The organism is Ignavibacteriales bacterium, from assembly GCA_026390815.1.
In the GTDB taxonomy this organism is placed as follows: Bacteria; Bacteroidota; Ignavibacteria; order Ignavibacteriales; family SURF-24; genus JAPLFH01.
Genome location: JAPLFH010000054.1, coordinates 52215 through 74662, shown reverse-complemented (window position 1 = coordinate 74662; position 22448 = coordinate 52215). Strand labels below are relative to the sequence as shown.

The following is a 22448-nucleotide window of genomic DNA, read 5'->3' as shown; positions in this document are numbered from 1 at the left end:
TTTCAAAGGAAGATTGTATGGAAAAAATTTCCGCCATTAAAGCATATGATATTAGAGGAAAAGTGCCCGGTGAATTGAGCGCTGATTTAGCATACAAAATCGGTAGGGCATACACAAAACTTATAAAATGCAAAACCGTGGTCATTGGTCACGATATCAGAAAATCTTCTGAAGAATTATCTGTAGCGTTAGCTAATGGATTTAATGATAGCGGTGTTAACGTTATAGATATTGGTCTTTGCGGTACAGAAATGATTTATTTCGCTACCCCATTTTTAAATGCCGATGGTGGAATTATGATAACCGCAAGCCACAATCCACCTGAGTATAATGGAATGAAATTCGTAAAAAGAGACTCTGTTCCGGTTGGCTATGAAACTGGCTTAAATAAAATTGAACGAATGATTTTGGGAAATGAATTCGATGAACTTAGTAAATACAAAGGAAATGTTATTAAGGAAGATGTTATGACTCCTTTCATCCAAAATCTAAAAAAGTTTTATAATAGCGAAAAGATTAAACCGTTTAAAGTTGTTGTAAATGGCGGCAATGGTTGTGTTGGCTTAGCTTTAGATTCTATAGAAAATGATTTGCCAATTAAGATGATTAAAGTATTTACCAATCCCGATTCAAATTTTCCAAATGGAGTTCCTAATCCGCTTCTACCGGAAAACAGGCAGCCAACAATTGATGCAGTAATTAAAAATAAAGCTGATTTGGGTGTAGCCTGGGATGGAGATTACGATCGATGTTTTTTCTTTGATGAAAAAGGGAATTTTATTGAAGGATATTATATTGTAGGTTTGCTGGCAAAATCAATACTTAAGAAACATCCGGGTGAAAATATTGTACATGATCCAAGATTAGTTTGGAATACAATTAAAATAGTGGAAGCAAATGGTGGAAACCCAGTTCAATCAATTAGTGGACATGCATTTATAAAAGCAAAGATGCGTGAAGTAAATTCAATTTACGGCGGTGAAATGTCTGCGCATCATTACTTTAGAGATAATTCTTATTCAGATAGTGGAATGATTCCATTCCTTCTGGTTTTGCAGCTTATGTCTGAAGAAAATAAAACTTTTTCTCAATTAGTTGAAGAAATGGTTAATGAATTTCCTTGTTCCGGAGAAATCAATTCAACTATTTCTGATGCAGCGGCTAAAATTAAAGAACTTGATTCAATGTACACTGGCGGTAAAAAAGATTATTCTGATGGACTTAGCGTAGAATATGAAGATTGGCGATTTAATGTTAGAATGTCTAACACCGAACCAATTATTCGCCTTAATGTAGAAACGAAGCGAAATATTAAATTATTGAATGAAAAAACTGAGGAGTTGCTAAAAGCAATTAGATCTAAATAATTTGAAACATATACCGGGTTCTTTCATTTTGCAACCTGAAAATGTAATTTCTGCTGATCTGATGTTTTTAATTATTTAGAAAACTTTAATCGATCTTTTGTTGTAAATTTACGTAAAACCTTTTCAGATGGAAGCCGTCTAATAAAAAAAAGAACAATTATTTAACAGGTAATAAAATATGGCACTCGAAAACGAAAGAGATCTTGACATTAACAAAATCCTTCATAACAAACTAAAATCAGTTTCAATTGATTCACTGGAATCTGGCATTTCTAAAGTTGTAAGTGATCTGGTTGGGGAAGATTATAGATGCAGCATTGGAAATATCAAATACACTCTGTTCAGCGGGGCAGAAATCAATTTGAAGATAGAGCTTACACTAAAAGATGATAGCTTACCACAGATGTAATTAATTTATTTGCAGGTTGAAGTTTTATTTGACCTGCAAATACTTTTAAACACCATCCATTGTATAAGATCAGATTGTTGTCCAGTATGGACTTCCCCAATTCATTATTTTTTTTCAGTAAAGGAATTATATTTAGCAACAATGTAATCGTTAATTTTAAGTGATAAAAACGCCATTACATAACCAATTGCCGCACCAATAATAGCTCCACCAACAATATCAGAAGGATAATGTCTTCCAACATAAACTCTTGAAAATGCAATTAGTGTAGCAACAATAAATAAAATCCACTTTAGGGTTGGGAAAAATTTATAGAAAAATACAGCCGCAGCAAAATTATTTACCGCGTGAGAAGATGGAAAGGAAAAACTGCTTGAACAACCAGTAAGATCTCTTACACCTGGAAGAATGTTACAAGGACGAATTCTTTCAACTAAATTCTTAACAAAAAAACTACTAAATTGATCCGAAACTATAACCAAAAATATTGAACCAATAGCCGCCACTTTACCCAATCTACCGCCCTTAAAAAAACAAATTAACCATAGAATAACAAAAGCTATGTACCAATTTTTAACCTCAGTTATAAAAACAAAAAATTTATCAAAAAAAGGATTGGCAAGCGTTTGGTTAATAAAATAGAAAATAGTTACATCGATGGAATAAAAAAAATCGAGCATTGGTTAAATCCATAAATTTTAATTTATAAAGCACTAAACCAAAGATATGGAATAAATTTTTGACCGACATCAATAATTAGTGTTCTTTAACTAAAATTTTATTAATTTGGACTTCGAAAACAACGCAGGGATGTTAATGAATAAGGTGAATAGTTCCTTTGCTAATTATATCTATAAAATAGAACTTCCTTTCTCTTCCAAAAGATACGAACGTGTTAAGGACGAATTAGAAAAACTATTAATTTCCCCCTTAAAAGTTATTTCGATGCTGGTTACTATAGCCGGTATATTTGCTCTAATATTTGAAGTTAAATATTTTGCTAATCATGCAACTCAAATATATTTAGTACGGTTAACACAAACTTTAATTGGATTTGGGGTTTTGGCATATTCATTTTTTTTCCACAAAAAGGATAACCGAGTAATACTTGTCCACCTACTTTTGCTTACTATTGTGCTTGTATCGGCAATAATGATCTATCTGATCCCAACTACGCTTCAATTTAATTCCCATATTGCCGGCTTAATAATATTTACATCAGCATTGTTTTTAAGTTGGGAAGTAAAGAACCAAATAGTTGTAGCCATTTATTACAACCTGGTCTTTTCTTCAGCCATTTTTCTTAACAATGCCACCATCTACTTCATCCCAAATATTTTTGAATCAATAATCTTTATTTTATTCCTTGGCATGCTTTCCATTGTTGCCAGCGCAGTAAATTTTAAAATGAGAATTGATCTTGCTGAAAAATCATTCAGGATAGAAATTTCAGAAAGGAAATTTCATTCCTTATTCGATAATTCTGCGGAAGGTATCTTTCAGACGGAATATAATGGAAAATTTATAATTTCAAATCCGGCATTAGTTAATATGCTTGGATACAGTTCGATGGAAGAACTTTCAAATATAAATGTTGAAAATGACCTTTATATTAAACCTGAGGATAAACGTATTCTATTCAATCTCTGTAAAGATCAGGGAGAAGTTAAAAATTATAGAATTAATTTAAAGAAGAAAGACGGAAATGAAATAATTGTTTCCTTAAATAATAAATTAATGATTGATGAAGAAACTCAGGAATACTATTGTGAAGGAAATCTGCACGATATTACAAAAGAAGTTTATCTTGAACGGGAACGACGTCTTGTAGAAGATGAGTTAAGAATTGAAAAAAATAAATCTGATCGACTTGCAAAAGAAGCATTAAAAGCAAGCGATGCTAAAAGTACTTTTTTGGCAAATATGAGCCACGAAATTAGAACACCAATGAACGGAGTGCTTGGCTACCTTGAATTAGTTGAGCAAGATGCATATGAAAGTCCGGAAGAATTAAAGCAATTCGTTTCCAGAGCGCGAAGTGCAGCTTCCTCACTTTTAGATATTATTAATAACATTCTGGACATCTCTAAAATTGAAGCCGGAAGAATGGAATTAGAAGAAATTGATTTTAGTCTAAGGGAAGTATTGGATGAATCGATTTCCATTGTATCTTCTTTAGCTGATGAGAAATCTTTAAAAATAAACTGCAACATTGCCGATGATGTTCCTCTTCTTCTAATTGGCGATCCTGTTCGCCTAAGACAGATATTTGCCAATTTATTAAGTAATGCAATCAAATTTACTCTTAAAGGAAAAATTGCAATTAATATTTCTCTTAATGAAATGCAAAATGGACACGTTTTTATACTCTCATCAGTTAAAGATGAAGGAATTGGTATACCAAAAAATAAATTAGATCTTTTGTTCAAACCTTTTTCCCAGGTAGACAGCTCATATAAAAGAATATACGGAGGTACCGGTTTAGGTTTAAGGATTTGTAAAGAATTTATCCATTTAATGGGTGGAGATATTTATGTAGAAAGTGAAGAAGGTAAAGGAAGTAACTTTTTCTTTTCGGCTAAATTTAAATTGAGAAAAGATTTACTGATAAAAAAACCTGATAATTATGAAGAAAAAATCTCACACTCCTCTGCCTCGATTGAGGAATTAAAGTTATTGCGAAGCAGGTATTATGTTTTAATAGTAGAAGACAATGAAATTAATAATTCTTTTCAGGCAAAAATACTTATGGATGCCGGTTATAATGTAACCACTGCTAAAAATGGGAGGGAGGCATTAACTTTAGCCAAAGGCAGCAGATATGATTTAATTGCAATGGATATTGTAATGCCCGAGATGGATGGATTTGAAGCTACAAATTCAATTAGAGAGATAGATGTCAGATATAAGAATATTCCGATTATTGTTATTACAGCGGTTGCATTAAAAGAAGAAGCAGATAAGTTTTTATCTGCGGGTATGGATGATATTATTTACAAACCATTCAGTCTAAAGTACTATCTGGAAAAAATTGATAAGTGGCTTAGAATACAGAATCATTCGGTTGTAAAATAAAATTATATCTTAAACGATTAGAACCAGACTTTTTGATTACTAGCTATCTAAAATGAACAGCCAGCCAAATTGTTTCTTGATTTTTATCTGTCCAATTTACCCGGTGTTTTACTTGGGCAGGAATATAAATATAATCTCCCGTTGTTAATAATCTTTCTTCTTCTTCACTTTCGAATAAAATAGAAGCTGAACCTTTAAGCAGAATCACCCATTCGTTCATTTCCTGTTCATACCAAAATCCATCCGGAGATGATTGTCCGGTAGAAACTATTCTCTCTATCCTAATGTTTTCTTTTTCAAGCAAACTTTCAAAAATTTCTTCAAGGTTAGAATCTGGCAATTCCGAAAATATATTTTTTAATTTCATAATCTATCAGGAAATAATTTTGTTGCTAAAATCTTCAGGAATTAATGAAAATAAAACAGCATCATATATTTTATCATGGATGAGCAACCTATTTCTTAAAATACAATCTTTTCTGGCTCCGGTTTTTTCTGCTACTTTAATGCTTGCAAAGTTTTCAACCGCTGCAATTATTTCAATCCTATTTATCCCAATTTCATCAAATCCAAATTTTGCACAAAGAATTGCAGCAGTTGTAGCAATTCCCTTTCCAGTATAACCTGATCTAATCCAGTAACCAAGGTTTACTGTTTTATGCTCTTTAATAAACTGGTTTAATCCAACTCCACCAATCAATTTTCCATTTTTTCTATCAAGAATTTTAAAGCTAAATTCATTACCATAATCCCAGGCATCCATTTGGAAATTGATATAATCAACAGCCTCCTGTTTAGAATAATTTGGATGGCACCAAGGAAGCCAAATAGAAACTTCATCAACCGATTCTCTCACCGCTTCATAAAGCCTGTCTACATCTTCAAGGTAGTAACGGCTAATCATAATGTCTGTATCAAACAACTCGCTTTGCATTTTATACTTTACTCCCATACGAATTTTTTAGAATATTAAAGTAATTAAACTTAGGAAAGATAATTTTATTCCCTGATTACTAATTTTGAAAAAAATGAAGGACTTCTTATTTCAACGAAAAACTTATTACCTTCGGTTTAACTAATCTTTCAAAATCCTTGAAGGGAAGTTTAATAACTTCCGTATGGGTTCCAGCACTAAAAGCAATTTCTTCATCTTTAGTTAATGTTTCTGCAACAAAGACATCCATACCATAAAGATTACCAAAGGGCGGCATTGCCCCAACTTCACATCCTGGAAATTGATCTTCAAATTCCTGTTCAGTTGCTAAATCCGCAAATTCTGCCCCAGTTGTTTCTTTCAACAGATCAATGTCAACCAAATATTTGGCAGGTAAAACTGCCATCGCCATTTTGCCATCTATCTTTACAATAACAGTTTTAGCAAAACATTTTCCAGTAATGTGCGCTGATTCAGCAATTTCCTGTGCGGTGAAGGCTGGTGAGTGCTTAATACTAACGTATTTAATTTTATTTTTATCCAGGAATTCTTTCAACTTCTTTGCTGGCATTGTAACCTCCAATTTGTGATTGAACCCAGCGAAAATCTAAGTAAAGAGAAAATGAAATACAACAAAATTTTCGATACATTTTTCTACTGGTCCATTTTCAAGCAAAAATTTTTATCTGAAATTTTCATTTGAACTCTATAACCTTTTACTTAAATTTGCTTCACAGTTAGATAAGTTTCAAATCATAATATCAGGAGTTATTTATGCGCATAAAATTTTTTGTAGCAATAATTGCAGCGGCATTTCTTTTTTCAGGATTTAATTCCTCTTTTGCTCAGGATAAAGTAAAGAAAGAAGTAAAAACAGTACAAAAATCTGTTAAGAAAGATAAAATGAATTGCGATACTAAATTAGAGAAAAAAAATATAATGAATTGCTGCGCCAAAACTGAAATGAAAGATTGCGAAAATAAATGCAGCGATAAGAAAGATGCAGGTATGAAAAGCAGTGATGATAATGCTAAAACAGAATCAGAAACAAAATAATTAACACTTATTAATGAAAAAGGGAGAGCTTATGCTCTCCTTTTTTTTATGACGAACACTAATTTTAAAGATGTTGCTAAAAAGAATTATCAATTTGATTTTGATAATTTCTCAAGAGCCTTACCATCTAATCGAAATACTTTCCATTCTTCCAACGGTTTAGCTCCCAGATTTTTATAGAATTCAATTGAAGGTTTATTCCAATTCAAAACTGACCACTCAAATCTTCCACAATCCTTTTCAATGGCAATTTTTGCAAGATGAACAAGAATAGCTTTTCCAATTCCTTTTCCTCTAAGATGTGGCTTTACAAAAACATCTTCCAGATATAAACCTGGTTTACCCACGAATGTAGAAAAGTTGAAAAAATAAATTGCAAATCCTGCTGGTGCATCATCATAATAAGCAAGCAGAACTTTCGCTACTGAACCAGGACTAAATAATGTCTTAGTCAATAATTCTTCAGTGGCGGTAACATCATTAGATAATTTTTCGTATTCAGCTAATTGCTTAATAAACGAAATAACAATTGTTACATCTTCCTTACGTGCAGAAACAATTTTTAATTTCGAACTTTGATTCTCTGTTTCCATTTTAATATCCTTATTTTTTCCTGCAATGAATTACAATAAAATCTTTCGATTGATTTTTAGTAAAAAACAAATAATCATCTCCACCATCTTTCAAATGAAAATTTTTACGGATTGTTTCAGGTGAATCCGGAAAATCTCTCCTTGCTATGTTGGCTTTATTTATTGATCTAACTTTCAGATATGTACTTAATTTTTTTTTATTATAAATGAACACACTTACAACTTCGAATATTCTCCCTGGAAAATTTACAACATTGGTGGCGGAGGTTAAATAATCAATCGAATCATTTATGAAGAAAAGAGAAAATTGTTCAGCTAGTTTTTCCGTTAACCTTGCTTTAATGATGGCAGCATCAGGTTCATAAAAATAAGTTAATACTTTAGCTGCAATTTGCCTGGCGTAATTATCGTTTTCGTACCGGACGAATTCTTTTTGATTTTCGTCCGTTAATAACACCGCCTTAATCTTTACTTCAGCTGATTGTGAGTTTCTATTTAAATTCAAAAGTATTTCTTTACATTCGCCATTCAAAGAAACAACAATAAATTCTTTTAGATGCGGCAACTGCCTTTTCATTTTTATAAAATCAATCGCTGGCGAGGTTTTAACTAAAAGATTTTCTGACTTATAAAATAATTCCTTAAGATGAATTAGAATATTTGGTCTGCAGTGTTCCAATCCAACTGATCGTTTTTGTCCATCTCTTCTGGAAGGATCGATATAAATCCAATCAAAATATTCATTCGGAAAACCCGAGATCGCAGCTATTCCATCCCTACAATCTGCCTTAACATTTTTGATGTTCAATGCAATAAGATTCTTCTTAAATATTTCGCAAAGTATTTCAGAATCTTCGCAGTAAAAAACTTCATAAAAATTTTTAGAAAAGAAAATCGAATCTACACCAAGTCCACCAGTCAAATCAATAATTCTTTTTCCGCTAACCAGGCTGGATTTGTAAACTGCAGTAGCTTCACTTGAAGCTTGCTCAAGTGCAACCGATTCATAAATCAATGTTTTTGTGCAAAGACCGGGAAGTTTCTTAATGGCTTTTTGATAACATTTTATCTGTTCAGTTATGGCTCTTATTGGCAGATTCTTTTGCGAATTAAATTTTAATGCAAAAGATGTTGGCTGTTCAAGTTTATGTAATTCAAAAAAATCTCTGGATTCTTTTTGCAATAACAATTTTATTTCATCAAAATTCATAATTAATTAACATAGATCATCAGGTTTGAATATTATCTTATCTCAGACTTAGAAACAAAAACAAGCGATCTTCCCTTGAATTAAATAATATTCAGTTCAGCCAATGGTCAGAAAAATTTTTGATATTCATAAAACAATGCTTCTTAAAAATCCTTTTGATCTTATAAATCACTCGGGAAAATAACTCTGAATATTGTTTTGAGTTAACATGGTTATTGCATCGTAATCCAGATCGGCTGGATAAATTGGTTTTAGAAATTTCAATTGGATCTTTCCTGGTTTAGGAAACTTGCTTTCAACAGAAAATTTTTCGTATGCACCTTTAATTACAACTGGAATAACTGGTATGTTCAGTTCTTTACTTATAATTGCAAAAGTTTTTTTAAAAGCCGTTAACTTTCCATCTCTGCTTCTGTTGCCTTCCGGAAAAATGACCATATTGTTTCCATCATTTAAAATAGCAGCTATTTTTTGCAGAGTAAGTTTAAGGTTTTTGTTTATGTTCATTACCAGGATGTTGCTATTCCTTGCAACGTACTGACTGATTTTTGATTTAATATTTTTTTCGTTGGCAAAAAAGTAAGTTCTGTTTAGCATTCTATTCTTTAAAATGTTTGCTATCATAAGTCCATCAAAAAAGCTTTGATGATTAGGAACCATAATGACTGGCGAATCTGGAATATTCTCCAATCCTTCGGTTTCCACCTTCATATAAAATCTAAAAAAAGGTTTTGAAAATAGTTTTAAAGATTTGAGAACATAATTTTTATTTGGAATATCATATTTGATTTCCTGCTTTAGCATTTTTCCCCAATGCATAACTTCATTTTCAATTTTTGTTTTCTTTTCCTTTATAAATAAAGCAAGTTTTTCAACTGTTGAATGATGTGATAAATCTTCATCCGTCATCGAAATCCCAAACATCTTTTCGATATGTGCTTGAAGTTCCACCCTGTCCAGGGAATCAAGACCGAGATCAAGTTCTACATGCTCTTCCGGTAAAATATCTTTCTTTACAACGGATTCTAAGTATTCTTCGAGCAGTTTGTATTCCTGGTAATCCGGCACTTCAACAGCAGATTTTTCCTTTTTTTCTTTTTGTAATAATTGCATCAAGGTAAATCGTTTCAGTTTACCAAGCCGTGTTTTAGGAAGTTCATTGTGAACAATAGTAAAATTAAAAATCTTTTTATAAGATGAAGACGACCGGTTATATTTATCAATTACATTCCACTTGATTGTTTCCTGTATGCTAACAATTTGATCTTTTTCCAGTAATGCAAAATCCGGATAAATGATTGCTAATAATTGTCCTTCTTTTTGAATTACTCCAATTTCTTTTACGTAAGGGTAATTTGTAATTATCTTGGATTCAATTTCTTCCGGGTTTAGGTTTTTTCCATTTGGTAAAACAATTATTTCTTTTTTCCTGCCAGTAATGTACAGGTAATCATCCTTGTCCACATAACCTAAATCGCCAGTATAAATCCAACCATCTTTTAAAATATCATTTGTATCTTCTTCTTTATTGTAATAACCTTTCATTATGTTTCTGCCGGTAACAACAATTTCATCATCAACAATTTTGCATTTTGCTCCTTCGAATACTTTACCAACTGACCCAATTTTAACTCTTTCTGGTGGATTAAAAGATATTAATGGAGAAGCTTCTGTCATTCCGTAGCCTTCCAATGTTTTGAATCCAAGCGTCCAGAAATCCTGAGCAATAGTTTCATCTAACTTGGCTCCGCCACAGATAAAATATTTCATATTGCCGCCAAATGTATCCTGCACTTTTTTAAACAGTTTTCTATTAAGCGAAATATTGTTTATCCGTTTAGCAACACCGAAGAGTAGTTTTGCAACTTTATTAGCATTTATCTTTTTCATTATACTGTCATGAAATAGTTTATATAACCTTGGAACGCCAATTATCATTGTAACTTTGTGTCTTTGCATAGTTTTTATAATCTCTTCTGAAGAAAGTTGACTAAGAAAAACTACAGTACCGCCAATGAAAAGGGGCATTAGCATAGATCCTTGTAGCGGAAAAGAATGATGAAACGGAAGGATAGCAATTACCCTATCTTTGAATCCTATTACATCCAGTCCTGTTATGCATTCAACATTTGAATAAAGATTTTCGTAAGAAAGCATTACTCCTTTTGGATTTCCGGTAGTTCCGGAAGTATAAATTATTACCGCAATATCATCCTTATCGTCCGGAAATAATTTTTCTTCGTCTCCGTTATCATCTAACATTAATTCTTCAAAAATGATAAGAGCCGGATTATAATCAACTTCCTTTAAAGCAATTTTAATTACAGGTAGATTGTTTGTGGAAGTAAATATTGTTGTAGGTTTGCAATCATTTATTATATAAGCAATTTCGTCTGAGCCGGACATAAAATCAACCGGTACAGCAATTCCTCTTTTATTCCACACAGAAAAAAAAGCGCAACCCCATTCTGGTCTGTTCTCTGATAAGATTACAACGCGATCTCCCTTGGTGATATTTAGGAGTGAAGAAAATTTTCTTATTGAATTGATGAGTTCTTCATAGGAAATATCTTTATCATTATGGATTAAAGCTGTCTTAGAATAATTTTTGGTAAAGTTCATTTTTTACTTCTTATAAAATAAAATTTTCTATTGGTTCAACACGAAAATAACTGAAGCCGGACAATTAACAAAGATAATTATTTCCTTACGTGGATTTGAGCGAAAAAAAAAATTGCAAAATCGCTGTCAGGACTAACAATTATTCACCTATCATTTCCATTTGCTAATTCCTAAAGTTACGTTCGTTTTAATTTGATCAACGGCGCTTTTCTCCAATTCAATTCCACCAACTTTCAATTTAAGTATTTGCGGTAAGTATAATCCGGTAATCATAAATATCAGCGAAGCAAAAGTTAAAAATCCATAGTAACCAACTTCTATCGGCTGCCAGATTCTTAAACTGTTTTCCTTTTCTAATACATCTGCAATTAGCGGTTTGAATTTTTCAAGCTCTTGCTCGCTGATCATCAATTTGATCCTTGTTAATAATTTTTCTTCGCTTGTAAATTTTTTATCTAATACTAATTTTAATTTTGTTAAAAGTTCGTCTGGTACATCGTATCTTTTCAACTCTACAATTGATTCATTACTTAGCATAAAATTGCCGGTTCCATAAACTGGTTTACCAACAAAGTACAACCATTGCACAGTTAATAAAAATAAAAATGAAAAAATGAAAATAGCTGTAGGACCAAACTTTTCTGAAAGCCAGTGTACTGAACTATAATTAAATTTCTTCTGAATCTTTTCCTGGGCACGTTTAGCTTTATGATTATCCGGATCATTATTATAGCATAATTTAAAATCTTCCATCGCCTGCATTAAAACATTTTCATCTTTAGATAATTTCATGGATTCATAATATTTTACCCGTGCATATCCACGCGAGTAGTGAACTGCTGACAATTCACTGCGCTTTAACTTTTTTGAGCCTTTATTTGAATTTGCATAATTAAGGGATTTTGTATGACAATCAATTGCCAAAGGGTATAAATCAGTGTCTTCCTTATCCGCCATTTGCGTATAAATTTCTCCAAGTCCTATTAAGGATTCTACATTGAACGGTGTTGTATTTAAAATTTTCTTGTAACCTGCTTCCGCTTTCTCAATCATTTCAGCTTTTAAATATGATTCTGCCAGTCCAGCCTGAAGAATAAGATTATCCGGATCTTGATCGATTGCAATTTCAAAATTCTTAATTGCTTTTTTGTAATCTTCCAAACGGAAATAAGTAATAGCCAGTTTTGAATGAACTCTAGCAAGGTCCTTATCTTTTTCTATAGCTTTTTTCAAAACTTCTTTGGCTTTCTCATACTGTCCCATCATTAAATATAAATCACCCAGATCAAGTCGGCTCAAATAATCATCCTCATTAGTAAGGTTTTCCAGCAAAAGTTTTTCTGCCATCCTAAAATTTTCCCAGGCATTCCAGTGAGCCTTAATTCTCGCCGATGCACTCTCATCATCTTTGCCAATTGTGTTTTCTTTAATATCCAGATAAACACTCGTAAGATTGATAAGAATAGGAATATATTCAGGGTCAATTTTTAATCCTTCTTTGTAAATTTTTTCGGCATTAGGATAATCCTGAAAAACTGAGTGAAGAATATCTCCATAATAAAGCATGTGTTCTGCACTTTTAGTTTCAATGGCAGAGGGTTTCCCTTTTTCATAAGTTTCAGATGCCTTTTCCCAAATTTCATAGGCTGATTTGTAGTCTCCTTTTCTATCAAGAAGGAAAGCGTAATTATAATATGTTGATGCGTAATCTTTATCAGCTTCAATTGCATTTTTGTATTCTTCAATTGCACGGTTGTACTGTTTCAAGTTGAAATAAGAAAGACCGAGGTTGTGGTAAGCATAAACAAACTTCGGATCAATTTGAATTGATTTATAGTATTGCTCGATTGCATTAGGATAATCCATCAATGAGTAATAAACATTTCCCCAATCATTATAAACCTCTGCATTAGAACGCCTGTCCACTATTTCCTGAATTTCCTTTAACCCATCTTTCTTATCTTGGATTTTAGTTATTATCAAATTAAACTCATCAGATGCAAGTGCTTCGCGTAGACCAATCCCGCTTGCGATTTTATATTGCTCGAAGGCTTCTTCAAATCGGTTAAGTTTACTTAGAACGTTAGCATAATTAATAAATGAAAAAACATTTTGGGAATCGAGGTTAGTTAATTTTTTATATTCTACTTCAGCATTAGCAAAATCTTTTAGTTTGAAAAGACAATCCGCTAAACTCTTTATAGAATCGGCATAATTTATATCAATAATCAAAGCATCCTTAAAATGAGGAACCGCTTCAGAATATAAATGTTGCCGTTCTAGCGCCAATCCCCAATTATGATGCGCATAAATGAATTCCTTATCACATAGGATGGCTTTTTTGTATTGTTCAATTGCCAGTTGGTATTTTCTCAGATCAAAAAAAACATTTCCCCAGCGATTGTAAACCTCTGCTTTATCAGCTTCATCAACTTTTTTTTGAATTCGGGTTATAAATTCATTTCTGGTTTTTATTTCCGGTATAAGCCTACTTAGATCTTCTGCAACAATTGCGTCCGTGGGATTTATATTGATTGCAGTTTCATATTGTTTGATGGCTTCTTCGAACTTACCAAGATTTAACAGCGCCTTTCCAAGATTTATATATGCATTAACTGCTGATGGATCCTTTATAATAATTTTTTTGTAGAGATCAATAGCTTCACTGTTGTTTCCAAGTTTTAGAAGTATCCCTGCTAAATTTTTATTAGCATTAAGATAATCTGGTTCCAAATGAATTGCTTTTTGATATTGTTCTACAGCCTCAGATAATTTATCCATTTTTTCAAGAGCTAATCCCCAATTATAGAATGCGTAAATAAAATTTGGATCGACTTCTAACGCTTTTTTATATTGTGTTATTGAAAGCTCATATTTCCCTGAGTTTAGATATGCGTTACCTAAATCGTTGTACAAAGCAGAATCGAGTGGATTAATCTCTAACGCTTTTTCCAAATTCAGTATAGCATTATCAAAATCCAGTAGGTTGGCGTAAGCAATACCAAGGTTCCGGTATGCAGTTTTATTATTAGGTTCTAATTCTAAAACTTTACGGAAATTATCAATCGCCTCTTTATCCTTTCCCAATCTCAAAAAAGCTAATCCACTATTTAAAAATGCACTTGGATAATTGGGATCCTTTTTTATTGCTTCCTGATATTTTTCCAAAGCATTGGAAAAATTACTAAGCTCAAATAAATCATTCCCTTCTATTAGCAATAAGTCGGCTTCTTCTTTTGGCGTCATTGCAAATTCCTTTTAAATAGTTTGAATGAAAACCCTTGGACTTTAAAGTTAGAGGAAAAAGAAATGCAATTATTAAGTCCGGAATAATAATAAAAAGATTTTGGAATAGTTGCAACTGTTTCAATAAACGCAATGTATGGTGAATTTAGAATCAGGTTTACATTGTACCAAATTTGTTTTTTTGGTTTTCCTTTTTTAATTATGATAATGTAATTGTTATTAACAAATTATTTTAAAGGATAAATGATAATGCAAAATTCTATTCTGATTAAAAATTGCAGGCATTATAGTTCACTTTCTAAGACGGCAAAATATAATATTTTGATTAACGATGGAAAAATTAGTGAAGTAAACCAGAAAAAGATAACAACTGATACTGTGGAAGAAATTGATGCTGAAGGTAGAATTGCTGCACCTGGTTTTATTGACGTACACATACAGGGAGCGGGAGGAGCTGATATACTTGATGCAACTAAGGAAGCACTGGAAACGATATCCATAACTTTAGCCCGTGTTGGAACAACAGCGTATTTGGGTACAACCGTTGTTAAACCTTTAGAAGAAAACAAACATCTTAAACTGGTAAGAGAATTTGTTGATTCAGATTTGGGCGGAGCAACATTGCTTGGATTTCATCTTGAAGGACCTTTTATAAATATTAAAAAGAAAGGTGGATTGGACCCGGCAAGTATTTATGAATCATCCCCGGAAAAACTTAAAGAAATTTTGGAAGTAACCGGACATAAATTAAAAATGATGACCATCGCCCCGGAGCTTTCAGGCAACCTTGAAATTATTCAACAATTAGTTCGCAATAAAATTGTAGCTTCCTTTGCGCACTCAGAAGCAAATTATGAAGAAACAAAAAATGGATTTGAAGCCGGAATAAATCATATCACTCATATCTTTAACGCAATGATGCCTTTTCATCACCGGAACCCTGGACCATTGACAGCTATCTTTGAAAATGAAGAAGTCTCTGCGCAAATTATAAGCGATGGGCATCATCTTCATCCCGCTATAGTAAAAATAATTTATAAATTTATAGGACCGGAAAGATGCATTTGCATAACAGACGGAGTTCAGGCAATTGGTTTGCCAGAGGGGCGATATGTTTATAATGGAAGAGAATATGATTCGAAGGCAGGTGCCGCAAGATATTTAGATGGCACATTGATCGGATCTGCAATGAGTCTGGGAAACATTGCAGTAAAGTTTATGCAGTTTACGGGCTGCTCTTTTAAAACCGCAATTAATACGGTTACTAAAAATCCCGCAAAACTGTTAGGCATTTATGATAGAAAGGGTTCACTTGATGTAGGAAAGGACGCAGATTTAGTTTTACTGAATAAGGATTATTCTGTAAATACCACTATTATTAATGGTAAGGTTGTTTACCACGAGTGAATAAATTAAACTGTTACGATTGAATAAACAACAGTAACAGTTGAAAATTGATTTTATTTTTTAAGTAATTTAAATGCATGCGTCCAGTTATTATATTTGAATCCGTAATAAATCCATAGCATGGCAAATGTTTCTAACCAGTAAGCCATTGGGATTTCTCCAAGATCAATGACAGAAATCCATCCCCAGTTTTGGGCAATATCCGAAACAATTTTTTTTGCTTCATTTTCATTGCCGGCAATAAACAAATCCGGCATGCCTTCTTCACGTTTGGGATTAATCATACAAAATGCGCTAATAGTGTTGAACGCTTTTACAATTTTTGTATCGGGCAGCCAACGCTGAATTTGTTCACCCAGTGAATTACCAAGGCTCGCTGCAAATTTTGGTGGAGCACCTTGTGAAAAATCCAACGGATTGGTTACATCTATTGTAACCTTACCTTTAAAATTTTCTTTTCCAGCAAGGTTGATTGCGCTTTCAATTCCTGCCCAGGAAGTTGCTAATACAATCAGCTCCCCAAAAGAAGCTGCATCTTTAAAGCTTCCTACAGATGCATTTACGCCGGCAGTGTTCAGCCAATCATTAAGTTTAGGTGCGTCACGTGTTCCAATTTTAACTTTGTAACCGGATTTAAGAAAACCCAATCCAAGCTGTTGACCAACCACTCCAGAACCAATTATTCCAACATTCATATTTGTCCTCTTTATATTGTTGTATAAATTAAAAATGTATTTTTAATTATTATAATTCCATAAGATTATATTTAGATAACTTCCATACAAATTTAATCCGCTGTTTGTTGGACAATAAAAAGAATAGTAATTTTGAAACGAAAATGATTAAACTTACTTAGAATCATCTATCCAATTAAAATATGATTACAATTTTTTTAATATTCTGGATTCTTCTATCAGGAATAATCTGTGCCGCCAAATGTTGTGGTTGGTTTAATGAAAACGATTTATTAGCTGGCAAAAATTTTAAAGAGAAAACTAGAAACTGGATTTTGTTAATGACAAAAATTTGGTCTGTTGTAGCACCAATGCTTTTCTGTATTTGGATTTTGTATTATGAATTAGAAATAATTCTACCAAAAGTTGGAATTGAATTGAACAGTAGCAGTTTATTAAATGTAATTCTAAAAATCGCTTCTTTTGTTTTGGTTATTACTTCAGGATTTATAGGTGGTAAAATCTGGTCGAAAATTGCTGGACATTATCTTAAAGAGGATGAGCTAAAAAAATTTATTATGCAATAACGCAAGTTCCGAAATCCTAGCAATAAAGCAGTAGAAGTAAACTTCAACTTCAATTTATTGTACATTATCGTTTCCAAATAATAGGCTCGATTGGTTTACCTTTTATTCTAACAATAAACTTATCTTTTCCGTTAATCTCAACAATTCGCAGGTTTTCATCCTTTGGATGATTTTTAATATTGTAAGTTGCCATCGGCTCACCCCCAAGCCCTTCTACAACTGTTCTGCTTGGATGAAGCCGAATTGCTGTAACACCATTTTTAAAAAATAGTAAAATTGTTTCGCCAACACTTTCTTTATGCAAAATATCTTCATCTGATATTTGTCCGACTCCTTTACCGGCAACGGATTGAAGAATATCTTCATAAATCCGTACTTCCATCAGCGAGATTACTGAACCATCCACTTTTGTAAAATTCTTTAATTGTAAAAAACCATCTTTACCAAGTGTTGCATCCAGTTTTTGCAACGATACTTCAGTAACGATAGCCGTATCTTTCTTTGTTTCCTGAGCTAAAATTGATGTGGGGGTTGTAAAAAAAATAAGAATAATAGTTTTGAAAAAAGCTATTCTAAACTTAAATACCCTTTTAGAATTCAGAACGGAATCAACTAATTTTTTATTACCTAAAATTTTCCTTTCGGTATTTTCCATAATCACTACCTCCAACTAACTTTAGTAAATAATTGAATATGGTAGAATTTAATGGTCGACTGTATATATTTTCCTGCCAGTAAATTTTTCGCGAGTTATAAAAAGCGGAGTTAATAGTTGTAAGATGATTGGTTTTTTTTGTATTCATTATCTATGCTCACAGAGCAATTATAAAGATTCATTTATCATTCCGGAAGGCAAATTATAATATATTTCAATAAAGAACAACACATTTTAAAACTAAGTTGATCGCCAGATTCATAATCTTTTCATAAAACGTTAAATGAAGTAGAGTAAAATTGGTTGAAAATTAAGAGAAGAACATTATTTTTCAAGAATAAGATTCTTAATTTGTTTAAACCATTTTAATTGGAGAATTTATTGAAGATAAAAAATTCTATGTGATATTTAAAAAGCTTAGATTATTAAAATATAAGGATAAGATTAAATCATAAGTTAGTCTTACCCCAATTTAACAAACATCAATAGTTATAGAAATATTTTACTTGTTTATATAAAATCAAACACCGGCAATTCTTCTTTTATACTCATATAACGCTTCATCTAAACGTTCTTTTGCTGTTGTATCACCTGGAACGTTGTGGGATGGATGGATATACAACTTTACTCCACGGTCTGCAAGAATTTCTGCAACAGTACATACTGTCATCCAAACTGCAGTTATAAAAGCCATCGTAGAAACTGGACCAATTTTATCAATATGATTTTTTAAAGGTACAGAAGCATCTTGGATCGGAACGCATGTGTCGACTACAATATCAGCTAATTCAAAAATTGTTTTACCACAGCTATGCCGGGTTTGTTTACCATCCGCTTCCTTTGCAGATCCAAATACAATAACCTTCATACCTTTCTTTTTAGCTTCAAGCGCAACATCAATGTTTACTGCGTTAATTCCTGTATGAGAAAAAAGCCACATACAATCTTTAGGATCAAAATTGTATCCTTTCATTATTTCATTACCGTAGCCTTCAACTCTTTCAAGAAATACAAATTGGTGAACGCTCATTCCACCAACAATATTTGTAAAGAATGTAAGAGGCAGTTCGATCATTGGATGGAAACCAACAAATCCACCAATGCGGGGATACATTTCTTCAATTGGCAATGTAGCGTGTCCACAACCAAAAGTGTGTACCCATCTTCCAGCTTCAATTGTATCCGCCATAACCATTGCAGCTTTTTTAATATTGTCTAATTGAGTTTTTTCAATTTCATCCATTACGCCGCGCGAATTTTCTAACCATTGTTTAGCTAACATATTGTCTCCGTTATATAGTAAGATTAAATTTTTATTTTAATAGATATTTTTTTAATAACAACTCCAAAAAAGACTGACATAAGTAAAACACTTATCATTAATACTATTGGAAATAATTTAATTCCCATAGATTGTGAAATTGCACCAACTGAAAGATTTAATAAAGTATTACCTGTTAATGCCATAACCAGTACAATGCTGAACGCTGTTCCAGATAATGCTGAATAAATATCGCTAACATATCCAAGTATTACAGGGAATCCAGCGGCAAATCCAATTCCCAATAAAATCATTGCTATTGCTGCAATTCCAAAAGTGTTAGCATAAGCTAATACAAGCGCCCCGGCAAAAATGCATGCATAAGAAATTATCAAGACGATGTAAGAACGCATTCGCTTTAATAATCCACCAAGAATTAACCTGGTAAGAGTTAATGCTGCAACCTGCACCGAAAGTACGTATAATGCATCTTCAGGTGAAAAACTTTTATCCTTAAGAAAAGTTGTTGTCCAATTACCCACAGTTCCTTCAAGCCCGCTTTCGAAAAAAAGAATGAAACCCATTAAAATAAGTGAGCCTTCTTTTATTAAACTTAAACTTTGCTTAATTGGAAAGCCTTGTGTTTGTTTTGGAGTAGGAAATTTGATAACAAGAAAAAATAAAACAGGGAGAATAACTAATGCTCCGATGCTGGCTATTACAGCTTCATATGTAAAATATTTTGTTAAAGCACCAAGTACAATTGGCATTCCAAGTGCACCAATTCCAAAAAAGACACCAAGCAAACTTAAGTTTGCACCTTTTCCCTCAGAGCTGATGTCAGCAACTAAAGCGTTTGTTCCACCGTTTATAACTCCGCCGCCAAATCCGATTAGGAAAAAAGAAATCTGCAGGACTAATAATGAAGCAGCCAAAGCGATACCTTCAAAAGCAACAAGTATTAACAATGAACAAATGATCAATAGATTTTTATATCCATATCTGTCAACCACCGGACCAAAAATGATCGATCCAAGTAACATTCCAAATGGCAGCGAGGATGCAAGAGAACCAGCTGTCAAATCATCAATTGCAAATTTTATTTTGATAAACGTAAGTGCAGTACCTAATGAAAGAAAAACTACTCCAAAAAGTAACATACCCAAACATGCTGCAATGAACACTAAATTCTTTTTGTACATAAAGCAACTCCGTTGCAGTTATTGACCCAAAATTGGAAATAAATTTTCTTATTACTTTTGTTTTTTATATTCATAATTTTATTTTAAGGCTAAGTATCCTGCACCAATAAGCCCTGCATCTCCACCAAGAACCGAGCCTTCAAGTTTAACTTGATTGATACTAATTGGCTGAGCCCATTTTCTCGCTTCGATCATTATTTTATCTAAAAATTGTACTGCAGGACCAAATACTCCGCCACCAAAAATTATTTTTTCTGGATTAAACAAGCTTACCAAATTAGCAACTGTCATTCCCCAAAACTCAATTGCCAGATTCAATACTTTAATTGCGATTTCATCTTTAGCTGTATACGCTTCAAAAACATCCCGCGCTGTTAGATTATCTAAATTAATTTTTCTAAGAACACCCTCATAATTTATTTCCTGGTTCAGAAATTCTTTTGCAATTCTTGCAATTCCTTCTCCCGATGCATGATATTCAAAACATCCGCAGCTTACATACTTTTCATAAAAAGGTCGATCGAGCGCAAGCCAGCCTATTGCTCCGGCAATATCGTGTGAACCGCGAAGCACTTTTCCTTCAGTCAAAATTCCCGCACCAATTCCAGTTCCAACCGCAAGAAAAATTGCATCGTTGCATCCTTTTGCCGAACCCTGCCAAACCTCTCCAAGTATATAGCAAGCTCTATCGCTATCAATTGTAACTTTAATATTTTTTCCGTCAACAATGGAATTAATTTCATCAAGTAACGGGTAATCATCCCAGCCAGGGATATTAGGTGCCCAGACTTTGCCGGTTTTAGAATGAGCTATTCCAGGTATACATATACCGATTGCTTCAATATTAATTTTCTGAAGTTCTGCAAACTGCAATAACTCCTTAACTAAATTTTGTATTATTTCACCAACTTCTTTTCCTTTACGCTTTTCCAATGCAAGAAAATTTTTTTTGAGCATATTTCCATCGTTTGTAAATATTGCACCTGAAAGTTTGGTGCCGCCAAGGTCTAAAGCAATTACTGGCATTATGTTCCTCTGAAAAAAATAACAGATTAAATTTCTTAAGGAAACTTAGATTATTAAAGGCAAGTTTGTCAAGTAGAAAAATATTATAAAAAATTAAAAAATAATTATTGACTTTTAGAAATTAATTAATATCACATCGGTCATCAAAATTTTCCAATAGCAAGATGTCCGGCACCAAACAATCCGGCATTAGCACCAAGTTGAGAAGGAAGAAATTTTACTTTATTAATGCTAAGCGGTTGTGCCCATTTTTTTGCTTCCGATTTAATTTCTTCGACAAATAAAAGTGCTGGACCAAATACATTTCCTCCAAAGATCATGATTTCAGGATTGAATGAACTTATTAGATTTGCTACAGCCATTCCCCAAAATTCTATACTTTCTTTAAATACTTTTATTGAAATAGAATCTTTCTGTTTGTAGGCTTCCACTAATTCTATAATAGTAAGGTGTTTTAAATCTTTTTTAAGTAACACTCCCGAGTAATTATCCGTTTTTGAAATCATTTCTCTGGCATGATTTAGTATTCCATTCCCCGAGGCATAATACTCCAACGATCCTTTTTCCTTATAATATTCTTTATATGGACGAAGCAAAGCATACCAACCGACAGCACCAACTGCATCAGTAAACCCATGTAATATTCTGCCATCGATAAGTATTCCAGCACCAATTCCTTTTCCAACAGATAGAAAGATTGCATTCTTACAACCTTTTGCAGCACCGAGCCAATGCTCACCTAAAATAGAACACGTGCGGTTATTGTCAATCCGCACTCTAACATTTTTCCCTTTTAACAAAGTATTTAAATCTTGCAGTAATGGATAATCCTCCCAACCTTGAATGTTAGGAGCCCATATATTTCCGGTTTTGGAATTACATATTCCAGGAACAGAGATTCCAATACATTTAATTTGAATGGGATCGTTCTGGTAAGTTACAAGAAGTTTCTTAATTTGTTTTTGAATTAACTGGCTAACTTCAATTCCACCAATATTTTCGATTGGAATAACTTCTTTGTTCATCACCTTACCAGCCATACTAATTACTGCACTTGTAATGCTGGTACTTATAAGGTCAATTGCAACTACAGCCAAAGTTTTCTCCCTTTATAAAAATAATTT

At 32.7% G+C, this 22448-nt stretch carries 20 protein-coding genes; 6 read left to right on the top strand and 14 right to left on the bottom strand.

Going from position 1 to position 22448, the window contains the following annotated elements; genetic code table 11:
* Positions 1 to 17 precede the first annotated feature (17 nt).
* Positions 18 to 1367, top strand: a complete 1350-nt coding sequence (locus NTX22_16340) for a phosphomannomutase (protein ID MCX6152096.1) — start codon at positions 18 to 20, stop codon at positions 1365 to 1367.
* A 178-nt stretch (positions 1368 to 1545) separates the two neighbouring features.
* The gene (locus NTX22_16335; protein MCX6152095.1) at positions 1546 to 1776 is read left to right on the top strand and encodes a hypothetical protein; all 231 of its coding nucleotides are present in this window, start codon (positions 1546 to 1548) and stop codon (positions 1774 to 1776) included.
* Positions 1777 to 1880: 104 nt separating this feature from the next.
* On the opposite strand, the gene NTX22_16330 is transcribed toward NTX22_16335, so the two are convergent.
* On the bottom strand, positions 1881 to 2456 hold the full coding sequence (locus NTX22_16330) for a phosphatase PAP2 family protein (protein ID MCX6152094.1): 576 nt from the start codon (positions 2454 to 2456) through the stop codon (positions 1881 to 1883).
* Positions 2457 to 2592: 136 nt separating this feature from the next.
* Here NTX22_16330 and NTX22_16325 point away from each other — a divergent pair, with 136 nt between their 5' ends.
* Complete coding sequence (locus NTX22_16325; protein MCX6152093.1) at positions 2593 to 4851, top strand: ATP-binding protein; 2259 nt, start codon at positions 2593 to 2595, stop codon at positions 4849 to 4851.
* Between the two features lie 43 nt (positions 4852 to 4894).
* On the opposite strand, the gene NTX22_16320 is transcribed toward NTX22_16325, so the two are convergent.
* From NTX22_16320 to NTX22_16310, 3 genes are all read right to left on the bottom strand, one after another.
* The gene (locus NTX22_16320; GenBank protein MCX6152092.1) at positions 4895 to 5218 is read right to left on the bottom strand and encodes a cupin domain-containing protein; all 324 of its coding nucleotides are present in this window, start codon (positions 5216 to 5218) and stop codon (positions 4895 to 4897) included.
* A 6-nt stretch (positions 5219 to 5224) separates the two neighbouring features.
* Positions 5225 to 5785: a GNAT family protein gene (locus NTX22_16315; protein ID MCX6152091.1), complete on the bottom strand. Its 561-nt coding sequence runs from the start codon at positions 5783 to 5785 to the stop codon at positions 5225 to 5227.
* Positions 5786 to 5891: 106 nt separating this feature from the next.
* The gene (locus tag NTX22_16310; GenBank protein ID MCX6152090.1) at positions 5892 to 6356 is read right to left on the bottom strand and encodes a YbaK/EbsC family protein; all 465 of its coding nucleotides are present in this window, start codon (positions 6354 to 6356) and stop codon (positions 5892 to 5894) included.
* A gap of 203 nt (positions 6357 to 6559) precedes the next feature.
* On the opposite strand from NTX22_16310, the gene NTX22_16305 reads away from it, so the two are divergent.
* Positions 6560 to 6841, top strand: a complete 282-nt coding sequence (locus NTX22_16305; protein MCX6152089.1) for a hypothetical protein — start codon at positions 6560 to 6562, stop codon at positions 6839 to 6841.
* Between the two features lie 89 nt (positions 6842 to 6930).
* Here the strand turns inward: NTX22_16305 and NTX22_16300 are convergent, their stop codons facing one another.
* The 4 genes from NTX22_16300 to NTX22_16285 form a co-directional block, all read right to left on the bottom strand.
* Complete coding sequence (locus NTX22_16300; protein MCX6152088.1) at positions 6931 to 7434, bottom strand: GNAT family N-acetyltransferase; 504 nt, start codon at positions 7432 to 7434, stop codon at positions 6931 to 6933.
* Positions 7435 to 7444: 10 nt separating this feature from the next.
* The gene (locus NTX22_16295; protein MCX6152087.1) at positions 7445 to 8644 is read right to left on the bottom strand and encodes a hypothetical protein; all 1200 of its coding nucleotides are present in this window, start codon (positions 8642 to 8644) and stop codon (positions 7445 to 7447) included.
* Between the two features lie 168 nt (positions 8645 to 8812).
* Positions 8813 to 11266: an AMP-binding protein gene (locus NTX22_16290; protein MCX6152086.1), complete on the bottom strand. Its 2454-nt coding sequence runs from the start codon at positions 11264 to 11266 to the stop codon at positions 8813 to 8815.
* A 150-nt stretch (positions 11267 to 11416) separates the two neighbouring features.
* On the bottom strand, positions 11417 to 14512 hold the full coding sequence (locus NTX22_16285) for a tetratricopeptide repeat protein (protein MCX6152085.1): 3096 nt from the start codon (positions 14510 to 14512) through the stop codon (positions 11417 to 11419).
* 249 nt (positions 14513 to 14761) lie between these two features.
* Between NTX22_16285 and nagA the strand changes: the two genes are divergently transcribed.
* A complete protein-coding gene (gene nagA, locus NTX22_16280) occupies positions 14762 to 15919 on the top strand; it encodes an N-acetylglucosamine-6-phosphate deacetylase (protein MCX6152084.1) in 1158 nt (385 codons plus the stop codon).
* A 53-nt stretch (positions 15920 to 15972) separates the two neighbouring features.
* On the opposite strand, the gene NTX22_16275 is transcribed toward nagA, so the two are convergent.
* The gene (locus NTX22_16275; protein ID MCX6152083.1) at positions 15973 to 16614 is read right to left on the bottom strand and encodes an NAD(P)-binding domain-containing protein; all 642 of its coding nucleotides are present in this window, start codon (positions 16612 to 16614) and stop codon (positions 15973 to 15975) included.
* A gap of 320 nt (positions 16615 to 16934) precedes the next feature.
* On the opposite strand from NTX22_16275, the gene NTX22_16270 reads away from it, so the two are divergent.
* Positions 16935 to 17180: a hypothetical protein gene (locus tag NTX22_16270; protein MCX6152082.1), complete on the top strand. Its 246-nt coding sequence runs from the start codon at positions 16935 to 16937 to the stop codon at positions 17178 to 17180.
* Positions 17181 to 17244: 64 nt separating this feature from the next.
* Here the strand turns inward: NTX22_16270 and NTX22_16265 are convergent, their stop codons facing one another.
* The 5 genes from NTX22_16265 to NTX22_16245 all read right to left on the bottom strand — a co-directional run bounded on the left by NTX22_16265 (position 17245) and on the right by NTX22_16245 (position 22421).
* Entirely contained in the window at positions 17245 to 17835 is a 591-nt protein-coding gene (locus NTX22_16265) for a hypothetical protein (GenBank protein ID MCX6152081.1), read from the bottom strand.
* Between the two features lie 520 nt (positions 17836 to 18355).
* Positions 18356 to 19117, bottom strand: coding sequence for a sugar isomerase domain-containing protein (locus tag NTX22_16260; GenBank protein ID MCX6152080.1), 762 nt, complete (start codon positions 19115 to 19117; stop codon positions 18356 to 18358).
* A 23-nt stretch (positions 19118 to 19140) separates the two neighbouring features.
* Complete coding sequence (locus tag NTX22_16255) at positions 19141 to 20298, bottom strand: MFS transporter (protein MCX6152079.1); 1158 nt, start codon at positions 20296 to 20298, stop codon at positions 19141 to 19143.
* A gap of 78 nt (positions 20299 to 20376) precedes the next feature.
* Positions 20377 to 21324, bottom strand: a complete 948-nt coding sequence (locus tag NTX22_16250) for an ROK family protein (GenBank protein MCX6152078.1) — start codon at positions 21322 to 21324, stop codon at positions 20377 to 20379.
* A gap of 143 nt (positions 21325 to 21467) precedes the next feature.
* Positions 21468 to 22421 (bottom strand): ROK family protein, encoded by a 954-nt coding sequence (locus tag NTX22_16245; protein MCX6152077.1) that lies wholly within the window; start codon positions 22419 to 22421, stop codon positions 21468 to 21470.
* Between the last annotated feature and the right edge of the window lie 27 nt (positions 22422 to 22448).